The sequence below is a fragment of the Sanyastnella coralliicola genome (assembly GCF_030845195.1).
Classification (GTDB): domain Bacteria; phylum Bacteroidota; class Bacteroidia; order Flavobacteriales_D; family Sanyastnellaceae; genus Sanyastnella; species Sanyastnella coralliicola.
The window spans coordinates 2,747,266-2,772,577 of record NZ_CP132543.1; the positions used below are offsets into that span (position 1 = coordinate 2,747,266).

The 25,312-nt window shown below is 46.6% G+C and carries 36 protein-coding genes and 1 pseudogene; 1 reads left to right on the top strand and 36 read right to left on the bottom strand.

From position 1 onward, the window contains the following. Nucleotides 1-149 precede the first annotated feature (149 nt). The 36 genes and pseudogenes from RA156_RS11400 to rpsL all read right to left on the bottom strand — a co-directional run bounded on the left by RA156_RS11400 (nt 150) and on the right by rpsL (nt 22,768). Nucleotides 150-2,318 carry a T9SS type A sorting domain-containing protein gene (locus RA156_RS11400; RefSeq protein ID WP_306640209.1) on the bottom strand — a complete coding sequence of 723 codons (2,169 nt, stop codon included), beginning with the start codon at nt 2,316-2,318 and terminating at the stop codon, nt 150-152. An 88-nt stretch (nt 2,319-2,406) separates the two neighbouring features. Further along, nucleotides 2,407-3,687: a phosphopyruvate hydratase gene (gene eno / locus RA156_RS11405; RefSeq protein ID WP_306640210.1), complete on the bottom strand. Its 1,281-nt coding sequence runs from the start codon at nt 3,685-3,687 to the stop codon at nt 2,407-2,409. Further along, on the bottom strand, nt 3,684-4,817 hold the full coding sequence (carA, locus tag RA156_RS11410; RefSeq protein ID WP_306640212.1) for a glutamine-hydrolyzing carbamoyl-phosphate synthase small subunit: 1,134 nt from the start codon (nt 4,815-4,817) through the stop codon (nt 3,684-3,686). Before carA ends, eno begins: the two co-directional genes overlap by 4 nt. Nucleotides 4,818-5,114: 297 nt before the next feature. Beyond that, nucleotides 5,115-5,582, bottom strand: a pseudogene (rplQ, locus tag RA156_RS11415) (50S ribosomal protein L17); the annotation flags it as partial. Nucleotides 5,583-5,617: 35 nt separating this feature from the next. Then, nucleotides 5,618-6,610: a DNA-directed RNA polymerase subunit alpha gene (locus RA156_RS11420; RefSeq protein WP_306640213.1), complete on the bottom strand. Its 993-nt coding sequence runs from the start codon at nt 6,608-6,610 to the stop codon at nt 5,618-5,620. Nucleotides 6,611-6,624: 14 nt separating this feature from the next. Next, nucleotides 6,625-7,230: a 30S ribosomal protein S4 gene (gene rpsD, locus RA156_RS11425; protein WP_306640214.1), complete on the bottom strand. Its 606-nt coding sequence runs from the start codon at nt 7,228-7,230 to the stop codon at nt 6,625-6,627. Nucleotides 7,231-7,250: 20 nt separating this feature from the next. Next, nucleotides 7,251-7,634: a 30S ribosomal protein S11 gene (gene rpsK, locus RA156_RS11430; RefSeq protein ID WP_306640215.1), complete on the bottom strand. Its 384-nt coding sequence runs from the start codon at nt 7,632-7,634 to the stop codon at nt 7,251-7,253. A 69-nt stretch (nt 7,635-7,703) separates the two neighbouring features. Further along, the gene (gene rpsM / locus RA156_RS11435; RefSeq protein WP_306640217.1) at nt 7,704-8,081 is read right to left on the bottom strand and encodes a 30S ribosomal protein S13; all 378 of its coding nucleotides are present in this window, start codon (nt 8,079-8,081) and stop codon (nt 7,704-7,706) included. Between the two features lie 31 nt (nt 8,082-8,112). Further along, nucleotides 8,113-8,229, bottom strand: a complete 117-nt coding sequence (gene ykgO / locus RA156_RS11440) for a type B 50S ribosomal protein L36 (RefSeq protein ID WP_042278928.1) — start codon at nt 8,227-8,229, stop codon at nt 8,113-8,115. A 3-nt stretch (nt 8,230-8,232) separates the two neighbouring features. Continuing rightward, nucleotides 8,233-8,454, bottom strand: a complete 222-nt coding sequence (gene infA, locus RA156_RS11445) for a translation initiation factor IF-1 (RefSeq protein ID WP_306640225.1) — start codon at nt 8,452-8,454, stop codon at nt 8,233-8,235. 8 nt (nt 8,455-8,462) lie between these two features. After that, nucleotides 8,463-9,257, bottom strand: coding sequence for a type I methionyl aminopeptidase (gene map, locus RA156_RS11450; RefSeq protein WP_306640227.1), 795 nt, complete (start codon nt 9,255-9,257; stop codon nt 8,463-8,465). Nucleotides 9,258-9,260: 3 nt separating this feature from the next. Continuing rightward, nucleotides 9,261-10,619 (bottom strand): preprotein translocase subunit SecY, encoded by a 1,359-nt coding sequence (gene secY, locus RA156_RS11455; RefSeq protein ID WP_306640229.1) that lies wholly within the window; start codon nt 10,617-10,619, stop codon nt 9,261-9,263. An 11-nt stretch (nt 10,620-10,630) separates the two neighbouring features. Then, nucleotides 10,631-11,077, bottom strand: a complete 447-nt coding sequence (gene rplO, locus RA156_RS11460; protein WP_306640230.1) for a 50S ribosomal protein L15 — start codon at nt 11,075-11,077, stop codon at nt 10,631-10,633. A 14-nt stretch (nt 11,078-11,091) separates the two neighbouring features. Next, the gene (rpmD, locus tag RA156_RS11465; protein WP_306640231.1) at nt 11,092-11,271 is read right to left on the bottom strand and encodes a 50S ribosomal protein L30; all 180 of its coding nucleotides are present in this window, start codon (nt 11,269-11,271) and stop codon (nt 11,092-11,094) included. 10 nt (nt 11,272-11,281) lie between these two features. Further along, nucleotides 11,282-11,797 carry a 30S ribosomal protein S5 gene (gene rpsE / locus RA156_RS11470; protein ID WP_306640232.1) on the bottom strand — a complete coding sequence of 172 codons (516 nt, stop codon included), beginning with the start codon at nt 11,795-11,797 and terminating at the stop codon, nt 11,282-11,284. A 5-nt stretch (nt 11,798-11,802) separates the two neighbouring features. Further along, entirely contained in the window at nt 11,803-12,156 is a 354-nt protein-coding gene (rplR, locus tag RA156_RS11475) for a 50S ribosomal protein L18 (RefSeq protein ID WP_306640233.1), read from the bottom strand. Nucleotides 12,157-12,162: 6 nt separating this feature from the next. Continuing rightward, nucleotides 12,163-12,720: a 50S ribosomal protein L6 gene (gene rplF / locus RA156_RS11480; protein WP_306640234.1), complete on the bottom strand. Its 558-nt coding sequence runs from the start codon at nt 12,718-12,720 to the stop codon at nt 12,163-12,165. Between the two features lie 18 nt (nt 12,721-12,738). After that, entirely contained in the window at nt 12,739-13,137 is a 399-nt protein-coding gene (rpsH, locus tag RA156_RS11485; protein WP_306640235.1) for a 30S ribosomal protein S8, read from the bottom strand. Between the two features lie 18 nt (nt 13,138-13,155). Continuing rightward, nucleotides 13,156-13,425, bottom strand: coding sequence for a 30S ribosomal protein S14 (gene rpsN / locus RA156_RS11490; RefSeq protein ID WP_306640236.1), 270 nt, complete (start codon nt 13,423-13,425; stop codon nt 13,156-13,158). 3 nt (nt 13,426-13,428) lie between these two features. Beyond that, entirely contained in the window at nt 13,429-13,980 is a 552-nt protein-coding gene (gene rplE, locus RA156_RS11495; protein WP_306640237.1) for a 50S ribosomal protein L5, read from the bottom strand. After that, nucleotides 13,980-14,300 (bottom strand): 50S ribosomal protein L24, encoded by a 321-nt coding sequence (gene rplX, locus RA156_RS11500; protein WP_306640238.1) that lies wholly within the window; start codon nt 14,298-14,300, stop codon nt 13,980-13,982. Before rplX ends, rplE begins: the two co-directional genes overlap by 1 nt. Before the next feature lie 10 nt (nt 14,301-14,310). Then, entirely contained in the window at nt 14,311-14,679 is a 369-nt protein-coding gene (gene rplN, locus RA156_RS11505) for a 50S ribosomal protein L14 (protein ID WP_306640239.1), read from the bottom strand. Nucleotides 14,680-14,703: 24 nt separating this feature from the next. After that, the gene (gene rpsQ / locus RA156_RS11510; RefSeq protein WP_306640240.1) at nt 14,704-14,961 is read right to left on the bottom strand and encodes a 30S ribosomal protein S17; all 258 of its coding nucleotides are present in this window, start codon (nt 14,959-14,961) and stop codon (nt 14,704-14,706) included. A 10-nt stretch (nt 14,962-14,971) separates the two neighbouring features. After that, nucleotides 14,972-15,163, bottom strand: a complete 192-nt coding sequence (gene rpmC / locus RA156_RS11515) for a 50S ribosomal protein L29 (protein WP_306640241.1) — start codon at nt 15,161-15,163, stop codon at nt 14,972-14,974. A gap of 11 nt (nt 15,164-15,174) precedes the next feature. Beyond that, nucleotides 15,175-15,594 (bottom strand): 50S ribosomal protein L16, encoded by a 420-nt coding sequence (rplP, locus tag RA156_RS11520; RefSeq protein ID WP_306640242.1) that lies wholly within the window; start codon nt 15,592-15,594, stop codon nt 15,175-15,177. A 20-nt stretch (nt 15,595-15,614) separates the two neighbouring features. Beyond that, complete coding sequence (rpsC, locus tag RA156_RS11525; RefSeq protein WP_306640243.1) at nt 15,615-16,334, bottom strand: 30S ribosomal protein S3; 720 nt, start codon at nt 16,332-16,334, stop codon at nt 15,615-15,617. A 9-nt stretch (nt 16,335-16,343) separates the two neighbouring features. Continuing rightward, on the bottom strand, nt 16,344-16,739 hold the full coding sequence (gene rplV / locus RA156_RS11530; protein WP_434064818.1) for a 50S ribosomal protein L22: 396 nt from the start codon (nt 16,737-16,739) through the stop codon (nt 16,344-16,346). Nucleotides 16,740-16,763: 24 nt separating this feature from the next. Further along, on the bottom strand, nt 16,764-17,045 hold the full coding sequence (gene rpsS / locus RA156_RS11535) for a 30S ribosomal protein S19 (protein WP_306640244.1): 282 nt from the start codon (nt 17,043-17,045) through the stop codon (nt 16,764-16,766). Between the two features lie 8 nt (nt 17,046-17,053). Then, nucleotides 17,054-17,878 (bottom strand): 50S ribosomal protein L2, encoded by an 825-nt coding sequence (rplB, locus tag RA156_RS11540; protein ID WP_306640245.1) that lies wholly within the window; start codon nt 17,876-17,878, stop codon nt 17,054-17,056. A gap of 14 nt (nt 17,879-17,892) precedes the next feature. Next, nucleotides 17,893-18,186 carry a 50S ribosomal protein L23 gene (gene rplW, locus RA156_RS11545; protein WP_306640246.1) on the bottom strand — a complete coding sequence of 98 codons (294 nt, stop codon included), beginning with the start codon at nt 18,184-18,186 and terminating at the stop codon, nt 17,893-17,895. A gap of 8 nt (nt 18,187-18,194) precedes the next feature. Then, nucleotides 18,195-18,821 (bottom strand): 50S ribosomal protein L4, encoded by a 627-nt coding sequence (rplD, locus tag RA156_RS11550; protein ID WP_306640247.1) that lies wholly within the window; start codon nt 18,819-18,821, stop codon nt 18,195-18,197. Between the two features lies 1 nt (nt 18,822). Then, nucleotides 18,823-19,443 (bottom strand): 50S ribosomal protein L3, encoded by a 621-nt coding sequence (rplC, locus tag RA156_RS11555; RefSeq protein ID WP_306640248.1) that lies wholly within the window; start codon nt 19,441-19,443, stop codon nt 18,823-18,825. 17 nt (nt 19,444-19,460) lie between these two features. Further along, on the bottom strand, nt 19,461-19,766 hold the full coding sequence (gene rpsJ, locus RA156_RS11560) for a 30S ribosomal protein S10 (protein ID WP_306640249.1): 306 nt from the start codon (nt 19,764-19,766) through the stop codon (nt 19,461-19,463). Nucleotides 19,767-19,777: 11 nt separating this feature from the next. Beyond that, entirely contained in the window at nt 19,778-21,886 is a 2,109-nt protein-coding gene (fusA, locus tag RA156_RS11565; RefSeq protein ID WP_306640250.1) for an elongation factor G, read from the bottom strand. A gap of 18 nt (nt 21,887-21,904) precedes the next feature. After that, entirely contained in the window at nt 21,905-22,372 is a 468-nt protein-coding gene (gene rpsG / locus RA156_RS11570) for a 30S ribosomal protein S7 (protein ID WP_306640251.1), read from the bottom strand. 18 nt (nt 22,373-22,390) lie between these two features. Then, nucleotides 22,391-22,768 (bottom strand): 30S ribosomal protein S12, encoded by a 378-nt coding sequence (gene rpsL, locus RA156_RS11575; protein WP_306640252.1) that lies wholly within the window; start codon nt 22,766-22,768, stop codon nt 22,391-22,393. Nucleotides 22,769-23,016: 248 nt separating this feature from the next. Between rpsL and RA156_RS11580 the strand changes: the two genes are divergently transcribed. Continuing rightward, nucleotides 23,017-25,281, top strand: coding sequence for an ATP-dependent helicase (locus RA156_RS11580; protein WP_306640253.1), 2,265 nt, complete (start codon nt 23,017-23,019; stop codon nt 25,279-25,281). Nucleotides 25,282-25,312 lie beyond the last annotated feature (31 nt).

Genomic DNA, 25,312 nt, shown 5'->3' on the forward strand with positions numbered 1-25,312 from the left:
GACGGAAAGCACGTAAAAAAGAGACCTCGTAATGGTTGGAGCGAGGAGGTGACCGAAGGGAACCACCGGAGCCCAATACCATTACAAGGTCTCTTTTGCGTACTTGGAGGCGCAGGCCGACCCCGCGAATGCGGGGATGCACCCAACTCCTATTTCACTGCAAATCGAGCAACCGTCTGCTCAACTTTCATGAAGTAATTTCCTTGAGCCAACGCAGAAACATCGATGGCCGTGGTTCCAGATATTAACTGACCTTGCGCGATCAATCGTCCTTGAGCATCGAGGATTTGGTAATTCGTTTGGCGATCAATCACCACATTCAGGATATCCGTAGCAGGCGACGGGTAGAGCTCGATATTGATCAAGAACTGTTCTTCAACTGAATTAGAGAAGAGCGGGTCTGACTCTGCTTCACAGCCGAACTCATTCGTCACTACAACCGTGTAATTACCGTCTTGCGGAGGAGAGATGGTTCCCTCTTCGTATTCATCACCTTCGAGAAGCATTCCATCCACATACCATTCATAAGATTCGAAGGCATCGAAGTTTCCTTCGCCATCCACACAGCTAATTCCTGCAAACCCTTGGAAGATCTCTGGATCTGGCGCAGGGTTCACAGTAATGGTAGGCCCTACCCCGCTGCTCAGCGCCGTTTCAGGACAAAGATCTGGGTAGATCTCCGCTACGTAAGTTCCAGATTCAGTCACCTCAAGCGTATTGCCAGATGTGCCCATGATCTCGACGCCATCTTGATACCAAACCACAGTTCCTTGCGCTCCCTGAGCGGTCAATGTTGTGCTTTCGCCTTCACAGATCTCTGTTTCATTGCTCACCACAACAGTTGGAACGAAGACCCAACCATCAATGGCAATGGAGCTACTTGCTTCAGTGCATCCGTCAAGCGTCACTTCGCACCATACATCGTAAACCGCAAAGTTGAAGGCATCGACCTGCAACATGTAGGTTGTTTCACCATCCAACAGCTCAACTTCACCGCCGAAGGTAGGCTGTCGGTACCATTGGTAGCTATCATAGGTGTCAGGAACCGAAATCAATTCGATCACACCAGGACAAAGAATCAGTGACTCACCTTGGACAATGCTCTCATCGAAGCCACACCCTTCACCATCTCCATTCAAGAACTGAACGTTATCGACAAAAAGCTCACTTCCAGCTTGAGGAATATTGAAACCATCATCGTCAGTATATGACGACGTAAACACGATAGTCACATAGTTCAGATCAATAAACTCTAGCCACTCAGAATAGTCTGCGGTGTATGTACCGTAATTCGCCTGTGGTTCAAGAAGGACAAGATCAAAGATCATGTCTTGAGGTTCAGGGTTCTCGACTTCACTCATCACCACGAACATCGCCGCGGTATCATCTTGAAGCACGTTGTACTTGTAGTCAAAAGAGATGCCGTAGAAGTTGTCACCCGTTGGGATAGATGGCGTAATCTGATCATCCAAAACGTCGCCTTGGTAAATGAAACCCGCGTTTGCCTCTCCATCATTTTCTACCGTGTTAATCTTTACAGCGAATTCGCCTTCACTCGCATCTGTTGTTTGTTCAGAGAACGAAACGAAGGGACTTACAACCACTTCCCAATCATCAGGAGTGACCACAGGCAATGCCGGGATCCAATTGTCAAGATCACCCCCGGGAACTTCTTGCATAGAACCCACGAACTCTACATTATCAATCTCGAGAAAGTCGCCGGCAAAAACTGGCGCCATATCATCAACAAGGTTGTTCGAGGCGAAGGCGATGACACATTCATCGATATCTGTTCCGATTTCCGGATCAATATCGAAAGTCATGGTTTCCCAAGTGAGTTGCTCACCGGTGATTGGGAAATAGTAAGTACCTGCTCCAAGATTACCCGCACCTGCAGGAGCGCCTTCGAACTTGAACTGCACAATAATGATTCCCGGTGAAAGGATGTTTGTGCTGTAGCGCATATCAACGCTCAGCTGAGTGACCGCGTTATCAGTGAATGGGAATCCGTTTTCGAAAATCAGCTCTTCACCTGACGGTGGGGCTCCCCAGATGGCAAATCCGCCATAAGTCTCGCCTTCAATCTCTGAAGATTCCACGCGTAAAGCCGATCCACTTACTCCTTCAATTTCTGATACCGATACTACGCCACCTGAAAAGAAGGTTTCGTAGTTCGAATCAAGCCAAGCATTCAGACCTATGTCTGGCTGGTCAAAATCTGAGGAGGTGGTCCAGTTTTCGAAATCACCGTTTTGGAGTTGGGCGTTGATCGATAGACATGCGATCAAGGCACCGAATAAGAGTGTTAGTTGTTTCATCGTTGAGTGTTTGGACAGTACCAAACTAAAAAAAGCGACTCCGGAATGGAATCGCTTTTCAAGTATTTATTGGAATGTTCTCTGTTGACTACGAGCGGAATGCCTTTCCTGGGTAGTAAGCTAACTTTCCTAATTGTTCTTCGATACGAAGGAGTTGGTTGTACTTCGCGATGCGGTCAGAACGAGAAGCAGAACCTGTTTTGATTTGCCCAGTGTTCAGACCTACAGCAAGGTCAGCAATGGTGTTGTCTTCCGTTTCTCCAGAGCGGTGGCTCATTACAGAAGTGTATCCATATTTGCGCCCCATGTTCACTGCGTCAATCGTTTCTGTCAGTGTTCCGATTTGGTTCACTTTAATCAGAATTGAGTTCGCCGAACCTTCTTCGATTCCTCGAGCAAGACGTGTTGTATTCGTCACGAACAAGTCGTCACCAACCAGCTGAATGTGGTCACCAAGCTTCTCATTTAATGACTTCCATCCTGCCCAATCATCTTCTGCCATACCATCTTCAATGCTGATGATCGGGTATTTGCGTGTCCATTCAGCCCAGAAATCTACGAGCTCAGAAGAAGTGAGCTCATCTCCTGTTGATTCGAAAACGTAGCGATCTTTTTCTGCGTCGTAGAACTCAGAAGAAGCCGCGTCAAGCGCGATCAAGATATCTTCACCAATCTTGTAACCTGCTTTGTCAACAGCTTCAACAACCACCTGAAGGGCTTCTTCATTCGAACCAAGGTTCGGTGCAAATCCACCTTCGTCTCCAACGTTTGTTGAGTGACCGTTCGCTTTCAATACAGACTTCAATGAGTGGAATACTTCCGTACCCATGCGTAGACCTTGAGAGAACGACTGCGCACCCACTGGCATGATCATGAATTCCTGGACATCAATCTTGTTGTCTGCGTGAGAACCTCCATTGAGGATGTTCATCATCGGCACAGGCATCGTGTTTGCGTTCACTCCACCCACGTAGCGGTAAAGTGGTTGTCCGAGAGATTCAGCTGCTGCATGAGCAACAGCGAGTGATACACCAAGGATCGCGTTCGCTCCAAGGATGGCTTTATTATCTGTACCGTCGATGCCTATCATGGCACGATCGATCAAGTTTTGGTCGTAAAGGAATGCTCCGTTAAGCTCTTCGTTAAGAACAGTATTTACGTTCTCAACTGCTTTCAGGACACCTTTACCGTTGTAAATGCCTTTATCGTTGTCACGAAGCTCAACAGCTTCGTGGACCCCTGTTGAAGCACCAGATGGCACTGCAGCGCGACCGAGGACGCCTTGATCAGTGATCACATCTACTTCAAGGGTAGGGTTACCTCGCGAGTCAAGGATTTGACGTGCGTGGATTCTTGCAATGTAACTCATAGGGATTGCGTTAGCTCCGCGTTCGAATGCGAAGCAATGTTAGTTATGAATTGGTCAAATAGGTATCGACTATCGTGCGGTCCTGCGGAAGCTTCTGGGTGGTACTGCACTGAGAATACAGGAAGGTTCTTCAGACGAATTCCAGCGAGTGTATCATCATTCAGGTGAATGTGCGTCACTTCTATATTTTCATTCTCTTCAGCACTCTTCATGCTCACTACGAATCCGTGGTTCTGAGAAGTAATCTCTGACTTCGTAGTTACAAGGTTTTTGATTGGGTGGTTCACCCCTCGGTGTCCGTTGAACATCTTCTCCGTAGCCAATCCTTGGCTAAGAGCGATCACTTGGTGTCCGAGACAGATTCCGAATGACGGAGTTCCTGATTCCACGAGCTTCTTCACTTCGGCCACTACTTCTGGCATTGCAGCTGGATCACCAGGTCCGTTGGACAACATGATTCCATCAGGGTTCGAAGCAAGGATCTCTTCTGCTGATGTACTCATTGGGTATACAGTAACATTGCATCCACGCTCAGTCAAGCAGCGAACAATGTTCGTCTTCACACCAAGGTCAAGAAGGGCAACATTGAATTTCCCGTTCTCTGCATTGGTTGTGTATTTCTCTTTGGTTGTCACTTTAGAAGAAAGCTCAAGTCCTTCCATTGAAGGAACTTCTTTCACTTTCGCACGAAGTGATTCCACGTCAAGGTCTTCACTCGAGATAATCGCGTTCATGGCTCCTTTTTCGCGGATATGGCGAACGAGTTTACGTGTATCGATATCAGAGATACCCACCTTGTTATCACGTTCTAGGTAATCTTGAAGTGTTCCGCTACCAGCTACACGGCTGTATACGTCAGAGAACTTCTTGGTTACCAAACCGGCGATTTTCATTCCGTCAGATTCCACTTCTTCATCGTGAACACCATAGTTTCCGATGTGAGATGTAGCCATGACAAGGATCTGCCCGTAGTAACTCGGGTCAGTGAAGATCTCTTGGTATCCGTACATTCCGGTATTGAAGGCGATTTCGCCAGTTGTGGTTCCGATGGCTCCGGCTGCTTTTCCTTCGAAAGCTGTGCCGTCTTCGAGCACGAGGATTGCCTTTTGTGAAGATAGATCAGTCTGCATGTGGGCAAAGATAATGTGAAAGGTTTTTGCGTTCTCGGCGATTCATGGGATAAGATATCCACAAGAAATCAGCAGGTTACAAAAAAGGGAAAACCAATAGGTTTTCCCTTTTTCAAGTATGATTAGAAGGTTGAAAGATTAGTCTTTCTTTTCTTCATCTTTTTTGTCTTCTGCGGCATCATCAGCTGCGTCAGTAGCCTCATCGGCTGCTTCTGTAGCTGCATCTGCTGCTGCTTCAACTGCTTCTGTAGCTTCATTTGCTGCCTCTTCTGCTGCTTCCGTAGCTTCTGTAGCTACTTCTTCAACAGCTTCCACAGCCGCTGCTGCAGCAGTTTCAGTCTTCTTCTTCGCACCACCACGACGAGAGCGGCGTGTACTTTTCTTCTTCTCTTCTGGTCCGTAGATCTCGTTGAAATCAACTAGTTCGATCATACACATATCAGCGCTATCTCCTAGACGGTGACCAGTGCGGATGATACGAGTGTATCCACCGTTACGGTCATTTACCTTAGGTGCGATTTCGCGGAATAGTTCAGTAACAGCGTGCTTGTTGTTCAAGTAGCTGAATACTACACGACGAGAGTGGGTTGAATCCACTTTCGAGCGATTGATCAGAGGTTCAACGTATTTACGAAGCTCCTTTGCTTTAGCCACTGTAGTGTTGATCCGCTTGTGCTCGATCAAAGAGCAAGCCATGTTCGAAAGCATTGCTTTACGGTGAGCGGTCTTTCTACCAAGGTGGTTAAATTTCTTGCCGTGCCTCATGATGGTAGGTGTTCAATAAGCTTTCGCCTATTCAGTTATTCTTTATCCAATTTATACTTAGAGACGTTCATTCCGAATGAAAGGCCTTTGCTTTCTACAAGGTCTTCCAACTCAGTGAGCGACTTCTTACCGAAGTTGCGGAACTTCAGTAGATCATTCTTATTGTAAGAAACAAGATCACCGAGAGACTCGATGTCTGCTGCTTTCAAACAGTTCAATGCACGCACTGAAAGATCCATGTCAACAAGCTTCGTCTTCAGTAGCTGACGCATGTGAAGTGAAGTTTCATCGAACTCTTCAGTTTCTGCCTTCTCCTCGCTTTCTAGCGTGATACGCTCATCGCTAAATAGCATGAAGTGGTGGATCAGGATCTTCGCAGCTTCCTGAAGTGCATCTTTCGGTGAGATTGATCCGTCACAGTCGATATCAAGAACTAGTTTTTCGTAGTCAGTTTTCTGCTCTACACGGTAGTTTTCAATATGGTACTTCACGTTACGGATCGGTGTGAAGATCGCATCGATCGCAATTGTTCCTACAGGAGCATTTGCTTCTTTGTTTTCTTCAGCAGGAACGTAACCACGTCCTTTACCGATGTTCACTTCCATGTTGATCTTCACTTTGCTATCCATTTTACAGATAACGTGGTCAGGGTTCAACACCTGGAAAGCTGAAGTAAATTTACCGATGTCTCCAGCGGTAAGGGTATCCTGTCCAGATACATTGATAAGTACACGCTCCGCGTCAGTTCCTTCGATCTGTTGCTTAAAGCGCACCTGCTTCAGGTTAAGGATGATTTCTGTTACATCCTCTACAATACCTTTCACAGTAGAGAACTCGTGATCAACACCTTCCATCTTAAAAGATGTAATAGCGAATCCTTCGAGTGAAGAAAGTAGGATACGACGTAGTGCGTTTCCTATGGTGATACCGAATCCTGGCTCCAGAGGACGGAATTCGAACTGTCCTTTGAAATCAGTTGATTCAAGTAGGATGACTTTATCTGGTTTCTGAAAATCGAGAATAGCCATTGGAAGGGTGTTAATTATTTCGAGTACAATTCGACGATTAGCTGCTCTTTGATATTTTCTGGGATCTGCTCACGTGTCGGAACACTGATGAACGCACCAGTCATATCAGAAGCATTCCAATCAAGCCAGTCAAAGCGTTGATTGTTTGCAGCGAGTGATGAAGTGATCGCCTGTAGTGACTTTGACTTCTCACGTACACCGATTACGTCACCTGGACGTAGTTGGTAGCTAGGGATGTTCACTACATTACCATTCACAGTGATGTGACGGTGACCTACCAACTGGCGTGCACCGCGGCGAGTAGGAGCAATTCCTAGACGGAATACTGTGTTGTCTAGACGACTCTCACAAAGTTGAAGTAGTACCTCACCTGTAATACCATCTTTTGCAGATGCTTTCTTAAATAGGTTTGAGAACTGACGCTCAAGGATTCCGTACATGTGCTTTGCTTTCTGCTTTTCAGCTAGCTGCACAGAGTATTCAGACTGCTTATTACGACGACGGTTTGGGCCGTGCTGTCCTGGAGGGTAGTTACGACGCTCTAGCGCCTTATCTGGTCCGAAGATCGGCTCGCGGAAACGACGAGCAATTTTCGATTTGGGTCCTCTATATCTTGCCATTGCCTTGGGTTTCTTGGTTATTAAACGCGACGACGCTTAGGTGGGCGACATCCATTGTGAGGAATAGGAGTGATATCGACAATCTCCATTACTTCGATTCCTAGGTTATGCAGGGTACGGATCGCTGATTCGCGGCCAGAACCTGGACCTTTAACTAGTACACGGATCTTTCGTAGTCCAAGATCGTACGCTTCCTTTCCGCAATCTTCAGCAGCAACCTGCGCAGCGTAAGGAGTGTTTTTCTTAGAGCCACGGAAGCCCATTTTACCCGCAGAAGACCAAGAGATAACTTGTCCTTGGTTGTTCGTCAGCGAGATAATGATGTTGTTGAATGACGCGCGGATGTGTGCTTCACCAGTGGCATCCACTTGTACATTCTTCTTTTTCTTGACGTTTTTGGCCATGATAAAAGGTATTCAGGTGATCAGTCTACAATGAGACTCGAACTAAATTTTTTAAGTGAATTCGATTAATTATTTAACCGCCTTCTTCTTGTTCGCAACTGTCTTACGCTTCCCTTTACGAGTACGTGAGTTGTTCTTAGTGCGCTGCCCACGTAGAGGAAGTCCAACACGGTGACGAATTCCGCGGTAACAACCGATGTCCATCAATCGCTTGATGTTCATTTGTGTTTCCGAACGCAATTCCCCTTCAACTTTGAAGCTTTCAGAGATAGCGGCACGAATACCAGCAATCTCTTCATCATTCCAATCTTGAATCTTTTTGTTTGGGTCTACGTTGGCTTGTTCTAGAACAAGCTTCGCGCGACTGCTACCGATCCCGTAGATATACGTTAGACCGATAATTCCTCGCTTGTACTTGGGTAGGTCGACTCCAGCAATCCTTGCCATATCTTATAGCTTTAAAGCGCGTTTCCAGGTGTTACCCCTGACGCTGCTTGAATTTTGGGTTCTTCTTGTTAATTACGTAAAGGCGTCCTTTACGACGAACGATCTTGCAATCTGCAGAACGTTTCTTTAATGATGCTCTTACCTTCATAACTTATTTCTTGTATCTGAATGTAATTCGTCCCTTTGTTAGGTCATATGGCGACATTTCTACTTTCACTCGGTCACTAGGAAGGATTTTGATGTAGTGCATTCTCATCTTTCCTGAAATGTGAGCCGTGATCACATGTCCATTCTCGAGCTCCACTCTAAACATTGCGTTAGAGAGCGCCTCGATAATTGTTCCGTCTTGTTCTATTGACGATTGCTTCGCCATATGCTCTATTAAACTGTTTTAATTCCTAAAACTTCTTCAACTAGTTCAAACGTTGATAAGACCTCTGCTTTTCCGTTTCGAACGACAACATCGTGTTCGAAGTGAGCTGCAGGTAATTTATCAGCAGTAATGATCGTCCAGCCATCACTTAATGTTTTGACTTGACGTTTTCCAAGAGTGATCATCGGTTCGATTGCCAGAACGAGTCCTTCACGAAGTTTCACTCCGTTTCCTCGTCTCCCATAGTTGGGAACTTCTGGTGCCTCGTGCAGGTCTTTTCCAAGTCCGTGCCCGACCAACTCTCTTACCACACCAAAGCCATTGTCTTCGGCGTGCTTTTGGATCGCGTATCCGAGATCACCCATTCGGTTTCCAGCAACGGCATATTCAATACCAATCTCTAGACACTCTTTGGTTACTCGAAGTAATCGTTTCACGTCTTCAGAAACTTCGCCAATCTCGAAAGTATAAGCTGAGTCTCCGTAGAATCCGTTCATCTTCACTCCGCAATCAACTGAGACGATGTCTCCTTCTTCAAGCGGAATGTCGTTTGGAATTCCGTGAACGACCTGATCATTAACAGAAGTACACAGTGAATTCGGAAATCCTCCGTATCCAAGAAACCCTGGCTCACCACCATTGTCTCTGATGCACTCTTCTGCGACTTTATCAAGCTGTAGGGTTGTCACACCAGGTTTGATGTGTTTCGCCACTTCAGCTAAGGTCTTTCCAACAAGTAAAGAACTTTCCCGAATGAGGTCAATTTCCTCCTCGGTCTTGTAGTAGATCTTACGACCTCCCATATATTAAAACGATGCTGCTCCAGTATTCACCGGAGAGTTTTCTCGTCCTCTTAATTTTCCTGACTTCATCAGACCATCGTAGTGACGGCTCAGTAGGTAACTCTCGATCTGTTGTAGTGTATCAAGGATAACACCTACCATGATCAACAGCGACGTACCTCCGAAGAAGTAAGAGAATGTTTGCGCGTGTGTCAAACCAAGATTCAACACAATGGCCGGCAAAATTGCAATTAATCCTAGGAATATGGAACCCGGAAGCGTAATTCTTGATAAAACTCCATCAAGAAAGTCCGCTGTTGCACGTCCAGGCTTCACTCCAGGAATGAAAGAACCTTGACGCTTAAGGTCATCCGCCATGTCTTTAGGACGAACTGTAATTGCCGTGTAGAAGTAGGTAAACACTACGATCATCACGAAGAAGATCAGGTTGTACCACACTCCGTTGAAGTCAGAAAGCGCTAAAAGAACAGAGTTGCTCTGGAAGGCTTCTGTCTGCTGCATGTAAAGAGGCACGAACATAATCGCTTGAGCGAAGATGATCGGCATTACACCAGAAGAGTTCACTTTCAATGGAATGTAAGAACGCTGTCCTTCACCCAATGGCATGTGTGTTGGACCCGTTTGAATATTCTTTGCCATTTGAACTGGTACACGGCGAACCGCTTGTACCAATGCGACGCAGGCCCCAATCACGATCAACAATGCTGCGATCTCAATAAGGAAGAAGTAGAACTTCACGTCATCAAGCAAGAATTCTTGAAGAATAGCTTGAGGGAATGTAGCGATGATACCTACCATGATAAGTAGAGAAATACCGTTACCGATACCCTTGTCAGTAATCTTCTCACCTAGCCACATGATCAACAGTGTTGATGCAGTAAGGATCGTTACAGAAGAGAACCACCAGAAGCTATCTGCTTGAGGTACTGCTCCTGGAACACTAGCTACAGAAGAAGCTAGGTAACCTGGTGCTTGTACCAATGTAATAGCGATAGTAAGGAAACGCGTCCACTGGCTGATCTTCTTACGTCCACTTTCTCCTTCACGCTGCAGTTTCTGTACAGAAGGTACTGCGATAGAAAGGAGCTGGATAATGATCGAAGCCGAGATGTACGGCATGATTCCCAAGGCGAAAATTGAAGCTCGGGTAAAGGCACCACCTGTGAAAAGGGTTAGGATTTGACCTAGACCACCTCCACCGAGTGAATCCAATTGAGCTGCAAGCACGTCAGAGTTTACACCTGGTAGAACTACGAATGACCCCACACGGTAGATTAGAATAAATCCGAACGTGATCAAGATCTTCTTACGAAGTTCTTCGTGCTTAAAAATGTCCTGGAGTTTTGTGAAAATATTCTTCATGCCGTAGAGGATTAAAGTGTTGTTACTGTTCCGCCTTTCTCTTCGATTGCCTTTTGAGCAGACGTAGAGAATTTATGTGCTGTAACGTTCACTTTGGCATTTAGTTCCCCTCGACCTAGGATCTTCACTAGATCTTTCTTTCCAGCTAGACCGTTTTCAACGAGAATTTCAGGAGTGATCGTATCAAGACCTTTCTCGTCTACAAGTGCTTGAATCGTATCTACGTTGATACCCTTGTATTCAACGCGGTTACGGTTCTTGAATCCGAACTTAGGTACACGACGCTGTAGAGGCATCTGTCCACCCTCGAATCCGATCTTAGACTTGTATCCAGAACGAGATTTAGCTCCTTTGTGACCGCGGGTAGAAGTTCCTCCGTGACCGGATCCTTCACCTCGACCAACTCGCTTGCGCTTTTTGACTGAGCCTTGCGCTGGCTTAAGGTTATGCAATTCCATGATAATGTATTTTCTTACTTCTGTTCAACTTTAAGAAGGTGGCTCACTTTGTTGATCATTCCCATGATCTGTGGCGTTACTTCTTTCTCTACTGGTACGTTCAGCTTCTTCAATCCAAGCGCTTTGATAGTATCCTTCTGACGCTTAGGACGGTTGATTGTGCTACGTACTTGAGTAATGATCACTTTTGCCATGACTCTTGTATTATCCGTTAAATACTTTACTCACTGAAATTCCGCGAAGATCGGCAATTTCTGACGCATCACGAAGTTCACTAAGCGCAGTAAAAGTTGCCTTCACTACGTTGTGAGGGTTTGACGAACCTAGAGACTTTGCAAGTACGTTTTTGATACCTGCACTCTCAAGTACTGCACGCATTGCACCACCTGCGATTACTCCTGTACCAGGAGAAGCTGGCTTCACCAACACTCGTGCACCACCGTAAGCAGCACGCTGTGAGTGAGGGATCGTACCTTTAATAAGCGGCACCTTGATTAGGTTCTTCTTCGCATCGTCGATCCCTTTCTGGATCGCAGTTGTTACTTCTTTCGCCTTTCCTAGACCGTGACCAACAACTCCACTCTCATCACCTACGACAACGATCGCACTGAAGCTGAATGTACGTCCACCCTTCGTTACTTTAGTAACACGGTTGATTCCTACTAGGCGGTCTTTAAGCTCAATATCAGTCGAGCGTACGGAACGTAATTTCTCTGCCATAATTCTTAGAATTGGAGCCCTCCTTCACGAGCAGCTTCTGCAAGTTTCTGAATACGACCGTGGTAGATGTAACCGTTACGATCGAATACTACTGTTTCAACACCAGCAGACTTAGCTGCTTCAGCGATTGCTTTTCCAACCATCGTCGCCTGCTCGTTTTTAGGCACTGATTGTGCTTCAGTCATCTTTACAGATGAAGCAGCAGCCAATGTCTTTCCAGACGTATCATCAATGATCTGAGCGTAGATCTGCTTGTTTGAACGGAAAACTGAAAGACGTGGCTTCTCAGCAGTTCCGTTAAGCTTCCCGCGTACACGGGTCTTGATGCGGATTCTTTTTTCTCGTTTAGAAAGTCCCATGACCTCTTATTTTTTAGCCGCAGCTTTACCAGCCTTACGACGAATGTGTTCTCCTTTGTATCTAACTCCTTTTCCTTTGTAAGGCTCAGGCTTACGTAGTGAGCGGATCTTCGCAGCAACCTGTCCGATCAACTGCTTATCGTGACTCTCAAGAGTAACGATTGGGTTTTGTCCTTTCACTGTTTCAGCGACAACCTTAACTTCAGGAGCCAATTCCATAACGATAGGGTGGCTGTATCCAAGAGCAAGCTCTAGGCGTTGACCAGCAGTCTTCGCACGGTAACCTACACCTACAAGCTCGAGTTCGATCTTGTAACCTTGAGTTACACCTTCCACCATATTGTTGATCAATGCGCGGTAAAGACCGTGCTTTGAACGAATATCTTTATCGTCATTTGGACGCTCTAGTGTGAGCTCACCCTCCTCAACCTTCAGTGTGATCACTGGGTCAATTTCTTGAGTTAACTCGCCTTTTGGTCCTTTTACCGTAACTACATTGTTGTCGTCGATTTTAATCTCAACGCCGTCTTTAATAGTTACAGGTGCTTTTCCTACACGTGACATCTTAGTAGCTTCTTCTAATTAATAAACATAGCATAGCACCTCTCCTCCGACATTCAGCTTACGAGCTTCTTTGTCAGTGATCACGCCACGTGAAGTAGAGAGGATCGAAATTCCTAGTCCGTTCAAAACGCGAGGAAGGCCATCAGCCCCTGCGTACTTACGAAGACCAGGCTTAGATACGCGCTGGATCTCAGTAATTGCTGGACGCTTAGTTTTCGGGTGGTATTTCAAAGCGATCTTGATCTTTCCTTGAACTTCGTCATCCATGAACTTGTAGTTTAGGATGTATCCTTTATCAAAGAGGATCTTGGTCATTTCCTTCTTCAAGTTAGAAGCAGGAATTTCAACCACTTTATGACGCGCCATTTGTGCGTTACGAATGCGCGTTAAGTAATCTGCGATTGGATCTGTGTACATAACTCTTGCTTCTCTTGATTACCAGCTTGCTTTCTTTACCCCAGGGATCATTCCTGAGTTTGCCATTTTACGGAAAGTCACACGTGAGATTCCGAATTGACGCATGTATCCACGAGGGCGGCCTGTTAGGCTGCAACGATTGCGAAGACGTACGTAAGATGAGTTCTTAGGTAGCTTCTGTAGCGCATCCCAATCACCAGCTTCTTTCAAAGCTGCGCGTTTCTCTGCGTAACGAGCAACAAGCTTCTGACGCTTACGCTCACGGGCTTTCATTGATTCCTTAGCCATACCCTAGTTCTTTGAGAATGGGAAACCGAACGCTGAAAGCAAAGCTTTTGCTTCCTCATCTGTGTTAGCAGATGTTACGATCGTAATGTCCATTCCGTTGATGTACTTAGTTTTATCAATATCAATCTCCGGGAAGATGATCTGTTCTTTAATTCCGAAAGTGAAGTTCCCACGTCCGTCGAATCCTTTTGGACGAATTCCCTGGAAGTCACGAGTACGTGGTAGGGAAACCGCGATCAAACGATCTAGGAATTCGTACATCTGCTCACGACGTAGTGTTACGCGTGCACCGATTGGCATTCCTTTACGGAGTTTGAAGTTGGAAATATCTTTCGTCGAGTACGTTGGTACTGCGCGTTGACCTGCGATCTGAGACATCTCTTCAACCGCGATATCAACCATTTTCTTATCTGCCACAGCCTTTCCAAGACCTTGGTTCAAACAGACCTTCATGATCTTAGGAACCTGCATAGGAGTCTTGTACTCGAACTGGTCAGTCAACTGCTTAATGACCTCGTCTTTATACAGCTTTTGTAGTCTAGGTGTGTAGCTCATCACTTAATCTCCTCATTTGACTTTTTAGAGTAGCGAACGAGCTTTCCGTTGTCAGCACGACGACGTCCAACACGAGTTGCGTTACCCTGATTATCAATAACCATCACATTTGAGATGTGGATTCCAGCTTCACGCTCGATCACACCACCTTGTGGGTTGGTTGCACTTGGTTTAACGTGACGAGTGATCATATTCACTCCTTCGATCACAACGCGATCTTTTGCTTTGATCACTTCTTTAACAGTGCCTTCCTTGCCTTTGTGCTCTCCAGCAAGAACCTTCACTTGGTCACCCTTTTTTACTTTATGACGCTTGTCCATGATCAATCAATTACAACACCTCTGGTGCCAGTGAAACAATCTTCATGTAACTCTTCTCACGAAGCTCACGAGCGACAGGTCCGAAAATACGAGTACCTCTCATCTCACCAGCCTGGTTCAGAAGAACCACTGCGTTATCATCGAAGCGGATATAGCTTCCGTCTGCGCGACGCACTTCTTTACGTGTGCGAACGACAACAGCTTTAGAAACAGTTCCCTTCTTTACGTTCCCAGAAGGGCTTGCATCTTTTACGGTCACAACGATCTTATCGCCAATACTCGCATAGCGGCGGCGAGTTCCGCCAAGCACTCTGATACACAGCGCTTCTTTCGCACCGCTGTTATCAGCTACTTTCATTCGGCTTTCTTGTTGTATCATCGTTCTATTTGTTAATGATCTGGATTACTTCGCGCGCTCCATGATCTCAACCAGTCTCCAGCGCTTGTTTTTGCTGATAGGACGGGTCTCCATAATTTTTACCTTATCTCCAATGTTACACTCTTGACCTTCGTCGTGTGCAACAAACTTCTTCGTAGACTTGATGAACTTACCATACTTGGCATGCTTCATCTTACGCTCAACGCTTACTACGATTGACTTCTCCATCTTGTTAGAAGTCACCACGCCGATACGCTCTTTTCTAAGATTACGAGTCTCCATAACTTATACTTTAGGCCTTCTTGCGAGCGCTTAGCTCAGTTAGGAGGCGTGCAATGTCTTTTTTCTTTGAACTCAGAATATTCGCGTCTTCCAACCCAGCAATTGAGTGATTGAAACGCAGCTTGCTCAATTCTTCGCGAGCCACCTGGATGCGTTCTGCTAGATCCAAGTCTGAGAGCTGTTTGATTTCTTCCATCTTCATCTTTACGCGGATTATTCTGTGTAATCAGGACGAACAACGAACTTGGTGCGCACTGGAAGTTTTTGTGCTGCTAGACGCAGACCTTCTTGTGCAACTGCCAACGGCACACCGTCGATCTCAAACATGATACGTCCAGGCTTTACCACTGCTACCCAGTGGCTAGGAGCACCCTTACCTTTACCCATACGTACCTCAGCCGGCTTCGACGTAATTGGTTTGTCTGGGAAGATGCGGATCCACACTTTACCTTCACGCTTCATGTAACGTGTCAATGCAATACGTGCTGACTCGATCTGACGAGAGGTTATGAAGCCTTCGTCTGTTGACTTGATCGCAAACGATCCGAATGCAATCGTAGAACCGCGCTGCGCCATTCCACGAATGCGGCCCTTCTGCATTTTGCGGAATTTTGTCCTTTTCGGCTGTAACATCGTTCCTTACTTTATCAATTTTACTTACGACGACGACGACGTCCCTGCTGATCGCCTGAACCTCCGGCACCGCCTCGCTTATTTTTCATTCCTGCTGTTGGGCTTAGGTCACGCTTACCGTAAACCTCCCCACGACAGATCCATACTTTAATTCCGATACGACCGTATGTCGTGTGTGCTTCAGACAATGCGTAATCGATATCTGCACGGAATGTGTGTAGTGGCACACGTCCGTCCATGTATGTCTCTGTACGCGCCATCTCTGCCCCGTTCAAACGTCCAGAGATCGTTACTTTGATCCCTTCCGCTCCCATACGCATAGTACCGGCAACTGCCATCTTGATCGCACGACGGAAAGAGATACGTGCTTCGATCTGACGAGCAATGCTGTCAGCTACTAGCTTCGCATCCAATTCTGGGCGCTTGATCTCGAAGATGTTGATTTGAACTTCCTTTCCAGTTAGTTTCTTCAACTCTTCTTTTAGCTTATCTACTTCTGATCCTCCTTTACCGATGATCACACCCGGACGAGCTGTCTGGATTGTCACAGTAACGAGCTTCAGTGTGCGCTCAATAATGATCTTAGAAACGCTAGCCTTACGCAGACGTGCGTTTAGGTAACGACGGATACGATCATCTTCTTCGATCTTATCTGCGTAATTGTTACCTCCGTACCAGTTTGAGTCCCATCCGCGGATGAACCCTAGACGATTACCTATTGGATTGGTCTTCTGTCCCATTTCTAATTCTTATTTGGCGCTATCTACAATAATAGTTACGTGGTTCGAACGCTTGCGAATGCGGTGCGCTCGTCCCTGTGGTGCTGGGCGAAGACGCTTCAGCATACGTGCACTGTCTACACGGATCTCGCTTACAACAAGATTCGCTTCCTCAGGACGATCTCCTTCGTTCTTTGCTTCCCAGTTCGCAATAGCGCTACGAAGCAACTTCTCGAGGCGGTTCGACGCATCCTGCTTGCTGAACTTCAAAATGTTCAGCGCGTGGAATACATCTTTACCACGGATCGTATCTGCTACGATTCGCATCTTACGGGGTGATGTAGGGCAGTTGTTCAGCTTCGCGAACGCAACGTTCTTGCGCTCTTCCTTAAGCCTCTCTGCCATCAAGTGTTTTCTCTTACCCATGAGTACTGTCTTTGTCGTAATGGATTAACGTCTACCCTTATCCTTCTTGTTACCGCCGTGTCCACGGAAAGTACGTGTCGGAGAGAACTCTCCAAGCTTGTGTCCTACCATGTTCTCTGTAACGTATACAGGGATAAACTGACGCCCGTTGTGTACTGCAATCGTTAGTCCAACGAAATCTGGTGTGATCGTACTAGCACGAGACCATGTCTTGATCACAGACTTCTTACCTGAAGATTGCGCTTCTTCTACACGCTGTACCAGCTTGTAGTGTACGAATGGGGGTTTCTTTAATGAGCGAGCCATCGTTAATCTTATTTCTTACGACGTTCAATAATCAACTTATTCGAGTGCTTCTTCGGACGACGAGTCTTGTAACCCTTCGCTGGCATACCGTTACGGCTGCGTGGGTGACCTCCAGACTGGCGACCTTCACCACCACCCATTGGGTGATCTACCGGGTTCATAGCCACACCACGTACACGTGGGCGACGTCCAAGCCAGCGTGAGCGACCTGCTTTACCGGAAACCTGAAGGTTATGCTCCGAATTAGACACTGACCCGATCGTTGCCATACATGTCTGTAAGATCATGCGTGTTTCCCCTGAAGGAAGTTTAACGATCGCGTACTTTTTATCACGAGCATTCAGCTGTGCGTAGCTTCCTGCGCTGCGTGCAAGGATTCCTCCTTTCCCTGGGTACAACTCGATGTTGTGAATCACCGTACCCAATGGAATATCTGACAGGTACATTGCGTTTCCTACCTCTGGCTGGATCCCGCGTCCGCTGCTGATCTCTTGACCAACTTTTAGACCTTCAGGAGCCACGATGTAGCGCTTCTCTCCGTCTTTGTACTCTACAAGCGCAATACGTGCTGAACGGTTTGGATCGTACTCGATTGTCTGAACGATCGCAGGTACATCCTGCTTATCGCGTTTGAAATCGATGATACGGTAGCGACGCTTGTGACCACCTCCGCGGTAGCGCATCGTCATCTTACCAGTGTTGTTACGACCACCTGACTTCTTGATTGGTGCAAGAAGCGGCTTGTATGGCTTGTCAGTAGTAACGTCGTCAAATGAACTGATCACTTTGTGACGTTGCCCTGGAGTTATTGGTTTTAGCTTACGTAGTGCCATCCTAATTCCTCCTATTAAATGTTATCGTAGAAATCGATCATGTCACCTTCTGCAAGCTGTACAATCGCTTTCTTGTATGAATTCGTTCTTCCAGTGACCATCCCAGCTTTCGTGTAACGTGAGCGCTTCTTACCATCAACATTGATAGTACGCACTGCTGTTACCTTCACTCCGTAAGATGATTCCACTGCCTTCTTGATCTCGATCTTGTTCGAACCTTGATCTACGATGAAACCGTAGCGGTTATACTTCTCAGCATCTGCTGTAAGCTTCTCAGTGATCAATGGCTTAATAAGTACATTTTTCATCGTCGTAATTATTTAAGTTGATCCTGTACGAGCTCGTGTGCATTGCCCACGAAGATCACGTTCTTACAATTCATGATATCGTATGTATTCAAGTCTGACGCAGCGCGCACATTGTGCTTCGCTAGGTTGCGTGATGACATGTATACATTGTTGTTGTAATCAGGTGTGACAACAAGTGTCTTCACATCTCCTACTTTCAAGCCATCCATAACTGACTGGAATGCTTTTGTCTTAGGAGCTTCCATCTCGATCTTGTCTACTACCATGATCGCGTTCTCACGCGCCTTGTATGTTAGTGCTGACTTACGAGCTAGTTGCTTCACCTTCTTGTTCACTTTCTGGTTGTACGTACGTGGACGAGGTCCGAATACGCGACCACCACCGCGGAACAATGGGTTCTTGATGCTACCGGCACGTGCTGTACCAGTACCTTTCTGACGCTTGATCTTACGCGTAGATCCTTTGATCTCTCCACGTTCTTTTGCCTTGTGCGTTCCCTGACGCTGTGCTGCCATGAAGGCCTTCACGTCTAGGTAGATCGCATGGTCGTTCGGCTCGATTCCGAATACCTCACTGTCAAGGGTTACTTTCTTCGAAGTAGCCTTTCCGTCTGTGCTATGTACCGTAACTTCCATCTTACTTGCGAATTACAAGGGTTGAACCTTTGTGTCCTGGGACAGCGCCTTTAACGACCATCAATCCCTCTTCTGGCATCACCTTCATTACTTGAAGGTTCTCCACTGTGACACGCTTATTTCCTGTCTGACCTGCCATGCGCATTCCCTTGAATACACGTGCTGGATCAGAAGCCGCACCAATCGAACCGGGTGCACGTAGGCGGTTGTGCTGACCATGTGTCGCCTGACCAACTCCGGCAAATCCGTGGCGCTTAACAACACCCTGGAATCCTTTACCCTTACTGCGGCCGATCACAAATACAAAATCGCCTTCGTTAAATACTTCGTCAGCTTTCAGCTCGTCTCCCGCTTTAAGCTCACGGTCGAATCCTGTGAATTCAACCATTCTTTTCTTTGGTGACACTCCGGCTTTGTCGAAGTGACCCTTCATTGGCTTTGACGTGCGGTGATCAGCTTTATCACCCCATCCGAGCTGAACAGCTTCGTAACCGTCTTTCTCCAGGGTCTTGACTTGCGTCACGACACAAGGACCAACTTCCAAAATTGTGCATGGGACATTTTTCCCAGAGGCATCGTAGATGCTGGTCATACCAATCTTTTTCCCTATGAGTCCTGGCATGGTACTACTTTATCTAATTAAACTTTAATCTCTACTTCTACACCACTTGGTAGCTCAAGACGCATTAGTGCATCTACAGTCTTCGATGAAGAGCTGTAGATATCAAGCAAACGTTTGTAGCTTGATAGCTCGAACTGCTCACGTGATTTCTTATTCACGTGTGGTGAACGAAGAACTGTGTAAATGCGACGGTGTGTCGGCAGTGGAATTGGTCCACTGATCACAGCTCCTGTTGATTTTACAGTCTTAACGATCTTTTCAGCAGACTTGTCTACTAGGTTGTGATCGTACGACTTTAATTTGATGCGAATCTTCTGCGCCATTGTCTTTACAATTATGCTGTTTCCTTACCGCGTACTTCTGCAATTACTGCTTCTTGCACGTTGCTAGGAGCGGCACTGTAGTGTGAGAATTCCATTGTTGAACTAGCACGTCCTGAAGTGATCGTACGAAGGTCAGTTACGTAACCGAACATTTCGCTCAAAGGCACTTTCGCCTTCACTACAGTTGCACCAGAACGCTCATCAGTTCCTTCAATAAGCGCACGACGCTTGTTCAAGTCACCGATCACGTCACCCATGTTCTCTTCAGGAGTAACCACTTCAAGCTTCATCATTGGCTCGAGGATGATCGGAGAACAGTGCTTAACTGCCTCACGGTATGCCATCTTCGCACAAAGCTCAAATGAAAGGCTATCTGAATCGACTGCGTGGAATGAACCATCGTTCAACTCTACAGTCATTGAGTCCATTGGGAAGCCTGCAAGAACACCATTGACCATCGAATCCTTGAATCCTTTCTCCACTGAAGGGATGAATTCACGAGGAACGTTACCACCTTTGATGTTATTGATGAACTTCAATCCAGGGTTTTCTTGATCTTCATTAGGACCAATCTTAACCACGATGTCTGCGAACTTACCACGTCCACCAGACTGCTTCTTGTACGTCTCGCGGTGATCAGTTGATCCTGTAATAGCTTCTTTGTAAGAAACCTGAGGACGACCTTGGTTACACTCTACCTTGAACTCACGCTTCAGACGGTCGATGATAATCTCTAGGTGAAGCTCACCCATTCCTGAGATTACTGTTTGACCACTGTCTTCGTCAGTTTTCACTGTAAAGGTTGGATCCTCCTCTGATAGTTTGTTCAAAGCGACTCCAAGCTTGTCAAGGTCAGCCTGCGTCTTAGGCTCGATCGCGATACCAATTACCGGATCAGGGAATGACATTGACTCAAGTACGATTGGAGAACCTTCTGAACAAAGTGTATCACCTGTACGGATATCCTTGAATCCAACTGCAGCACCGATATCACCAGCTTCTAGCTCGTCGATCTGATTCTGCTTATTTGAGTGCATCTGGAATAGACGAGAAATACGCTCTTTCTTGTCAGAACGAGTGTTCTTCACGTAGCTACCTGCAGGAAGCTTACCAGAGTATGCACGAACGAAACAAAGACGTCCTACGAATGGGTCAGTCGCGATCTTGAACGCCAAACCAGCAAACGGCTCGTCTGGATCAGGATTACGCTGCTCTTCTTCTTCTGTATCTGGGTTTGTACCCGTGATCGCACCTACGTCGTATGGTGAAGGAAGGAATTCCATCACAGCGTCAAGCATTGTCTGAACACCTTTGTTCTTGAATGCTGAACCACACATCATAGGAGTAATCTGCATCGCAATTGTCGCTTTACGAAGCGCTGAAAGCATTTCTGCTTCTGTGATGCTATCTGGATCTTCGAAGTACTTTTCCATTAGTGAGTCATCCTGCTCTGCAGCTGCCTCTACCAATTTCTCACGCCACTCTTCAACAACATCAGCGATGTCTTCAGGGATAGGCACTTCGTTAAACGTCATTCCTTTGTCTTCCTCGTTCCAAACGATCGCACGGTTGTTGATCAAGTCAACCACACCTTTGAAGCTATCTTCAGCACCGATTGGCACCTGCAATGGAATTGGGTTACCTCCAAGACGCTCACGAACTTGCTCTACTACGTTGAAGAAGTCTGCACCTGAACGGTCCATCTTATTCACGAATCCTAGACGAGGAACATTGTACTTGTCAGCCTGACGCCATACAGTCTCAGACTGTGGCTCTACACCACCTACTGCACAGAACAATGCTACCGCACCATCAAGTACACGCAATGAACGCTCTACCTCTACAGTAAAGTCAACGTGTCCTGGGGTATCGATGATGTTCATACGGTACTCAGACCCACGGTAGTTCCAGAAACAAGTAGTAGCAGCTGAGGTAATAGTAATACCACGCTCCTGCTCCTGCTCCATCCAGTCCATGGTTGCAGCACCATCGTGCACCTCTCCGATCTTGTGAGAGATACCTGTGTAGTAAAGAATACGCTCGGTCGTTGTTGTCTTACCAGCATCAATGTGTGCCATGATACCGATGTTCCGAGTATAGTTTAGATCTCTTTTAGCCATCTTCTTATCGTGAATGCGTTAGAAACGGAAATGTGAGAAGGCTTTGTTCGCCTCAGCCATACGGTGAGTATCTTCCTTCTTCTTAAATGTTGCACCTTCTTCCTTGGCTGCTGCCATAATCTCTGCAGCAAGGCGATCTGCCATTGTCTTCTCATTGCGCTTGCGAGCGAAACCAATCAACCACTTCATCCCCAATGATAGCTTACGGCTATCACGGATTGGCTGAGGAATCTGGAATGTAGCACCACCAACTCGGCGACTACGCACCTCTACTGCTGGAGTCACATTGACTACTGCTTTCTTCCAAACCTCTAGTCCTTCTTCTCCGGTTTTCTCACTAACCTTATCAATTGCATTGTAGAAGATCGTTAGAGCTACACTCTTCTTACCTTCAAGCATAAGGTTGTTTACAAACTTTGTCACCATCTCATCGTTGAAACGAGGATCTGGTAGTACGGGCATCCGTTTTGCTGTTCTTCTTCTCATGACGCGCTAGATGAGAGCTTATTTCTTTTTAGGACGCTTTGTCCCATATTTTGAACGACGCTGATTTCGACCCTCAACACCTGCGGTATCGAGTGCTCCTCGTACGATGTGGTATCGTACACCTGGTAGATCCTTTACACGTCCTCCACGTACAAGCACGATTGAGTGCTCCTGAAGATTGTGTCCTTCTCCACCGATGTAAGCGTTCACCTCATTTCCATTGGTAAGGCGTACACGTGCTACTTTTCGCATCGCTGAGTTTGGCTTCTTAGGTGTAGTCGTGTACACACGAACACAAACCCCACGACGCTGCGGGCAAGAGTTCAAAGCCGCTGATTTGCTAGGCTTTACCTTGCTTACGCGCCCCTTACGGATGAGTTGTTGTATGGTCGGCATATTGCGTGTTTTCTTTCAAAAATTTTTCAACAAAAAAATCTTCCCCAGCTTTTTTTGGGGGTGCAAATGTACGAGTATTATCTCGAAATCCAAGGGGTTAGCTCACATAAATTTCAACTTTCTTCAGACGAAGAGTGAGCCTAGATAGAATCAACGCACAAAGGTACGACCATATAACTTATCCACACATCTATAAATTGACCTCTCCTACCGCTCCTCTGCCTCAGAACCATTCTTACCTTTGTGTAGTGGAGTACCTCGAGCAATTAAATCAAGAACAACGTAAAGCAGTAGAACACGTAGACGGGCCACTCATGGTTATCGCCGGAGCTGGGTCTGGGAAAACACGTGTCCTCACCTACCGCATCGCTCACCTGATTAATATGGGCGTTGACCCCTTCTCAATCCTCGCACTGACCTTTACGAATAAGGCAGCTCGCGAGATGAAAGAGCGTATCAGCAAAATCATCGGCGACAAAGAAGCAGCAAACATCTGGATGGGAACCTTCCACTCCGTATTTGCTCGCATCCTCCGAATGGAAGCCGATCGTATCAACTACCCGAGGAACTTCACCATCTACGACACGCAAGACAGTCGTTCGGTAATTAAGGACGTCATCAAATCGATGAACCTTGATGATAAGGTGTATAAGCCTGCTACAGTCTACGGACGAATCTCCGCAGCAAAGAACAACTTGATTGGTCCGGCTGAATACCGAGCGAATACCGAAGTGATGTCTGAAGATCACCAGGCAGGCCGACCAAAAATGGCAGACATCTATGCGGCGTATGCCGAACGATGCTACCGCGCCGGAGCCATGGATTTCGATGACCTATTATATAAGACCAATGTCTTAATGCGTGATCATCCAGACATCTTACATCGTTACCAACACAAATTCCAGTTCATCCTTGTAGATGAGTACCAGGATACCAACTTCGCTCAGTACCTCATCATTAAACAACTGGGTGCGGTTCACCACAATGTATGTGTCGTGGGTGACGACGCCCAGTCAATCTACAGCTTCCGAGGTGCCGATATTGGGAACATCCTCAACTTCAAACGAGACTACCCTGACTTTGCTATGTACAAACTCGAGCAGAACTATCGCTCGACGAAGGTCATTGTGAACGCAGCCAACTCGGTGATTGAGAAGAACAAGAACCAGATCAAGAAGACGGTTTGGACTGACAACGATCAGGGAGATGTGATCTCGGTGCATCGTTCTATGTCAGATGGTGACGAAGGACGATTCGTAGCTGAACGCATTTTCGAGACCCGAAATAACCTTCAGGTTGAGAACAAGGAGTTCGCCATTCTCTACCGCACGAATAGCCAGTCGCGTTCATTCGAGGAATCTTTGCGCAAACTCAACATCCCATACCGTATATACGGAGGTCTTTCATTCTACCAACGCAAAGAGATCAAAGACCTCTTAGCATACTACCGCTTGACTGCCAATCACGCTGATGATGAAGCACTCAAAAGAGTGGTGAACTATCCTGCGCGTGGAATTGGTAAAACCACCATGGAAAGACTCACCATCGCGGCGTCAAATCACAAGGTGCCGATTTGGAAAGTCATCCAGAATCCTCACGAATACCCTTCTGAAATCAACGGAGCTACCCAAGGTAAGCTGCGCAACTTCGCCACCATGATCGAAAGCTTCGCTGCTCAAATTGAGACCAAGAGCGCTTTCGACCTCGGTCAACATATTGCTGATAGCACCGGCCTCATGCGTGAGTTGTATTCAGATAAAACACCAGAAGGTGTTGCCCGCTATGAAAACATTCAGGAACTCCTGAACGGTATGAAGGAGTTCTCTGATCAAACGGATCCAACCGATCCGGATGCGATCAGAACCATGGCCGACTTCCTTGTGGATGTGGCATTGTTAACTGATGCTGACAAGCAAGACGATGATGATAATAAGGTCAACATGATGACCATTCACGCATCGAAAGGACTAGAGTTTGATTACGTATTCGTAGTTGGGCTCGAAGAAAACCTATTCCCTAGTCAGCTGGCATTGAACTCGCGCGATGAACTTGAAGAGGAACGCAGGCTATTTTACGTAGCGCTCACGCGTGCTCGCAAACAAGCAACATTGACCTACGCGATTACCCGTTATCGCTGGGGACAGCTTTCTCAATGTGAAGAATCACGCTTTATTGAAGAGATCGACCCTCGATACGTTCACTTGGCGGCCGTCAGCGCACGCAGACCTGAACCGTTCGGAGGAGGTAATTTCGCTTCCGCGCGACAGCGCTTCTATAAACCCATGCCTTCAAATACACAGGGCAAGACAAGAGTATCCCAAACGAATACTTCATCTGAACCGATCGATACCGAAGGAATTGTACCTGGAGCAGAAGTAGAACACGCGCGATTTGGGAAAGGAAAAGTCTTGAAATTGGAAGGCGATGCACCCAACATTAAGGCGATTGTGTTCTTTCCGAAGGCCGGTCAGAAACAATTATTACTCAAATTTGCGAAGCTGAAAGTCCTGTAATTGCAGGTGTCAACTGCCCACTTTTCAGACC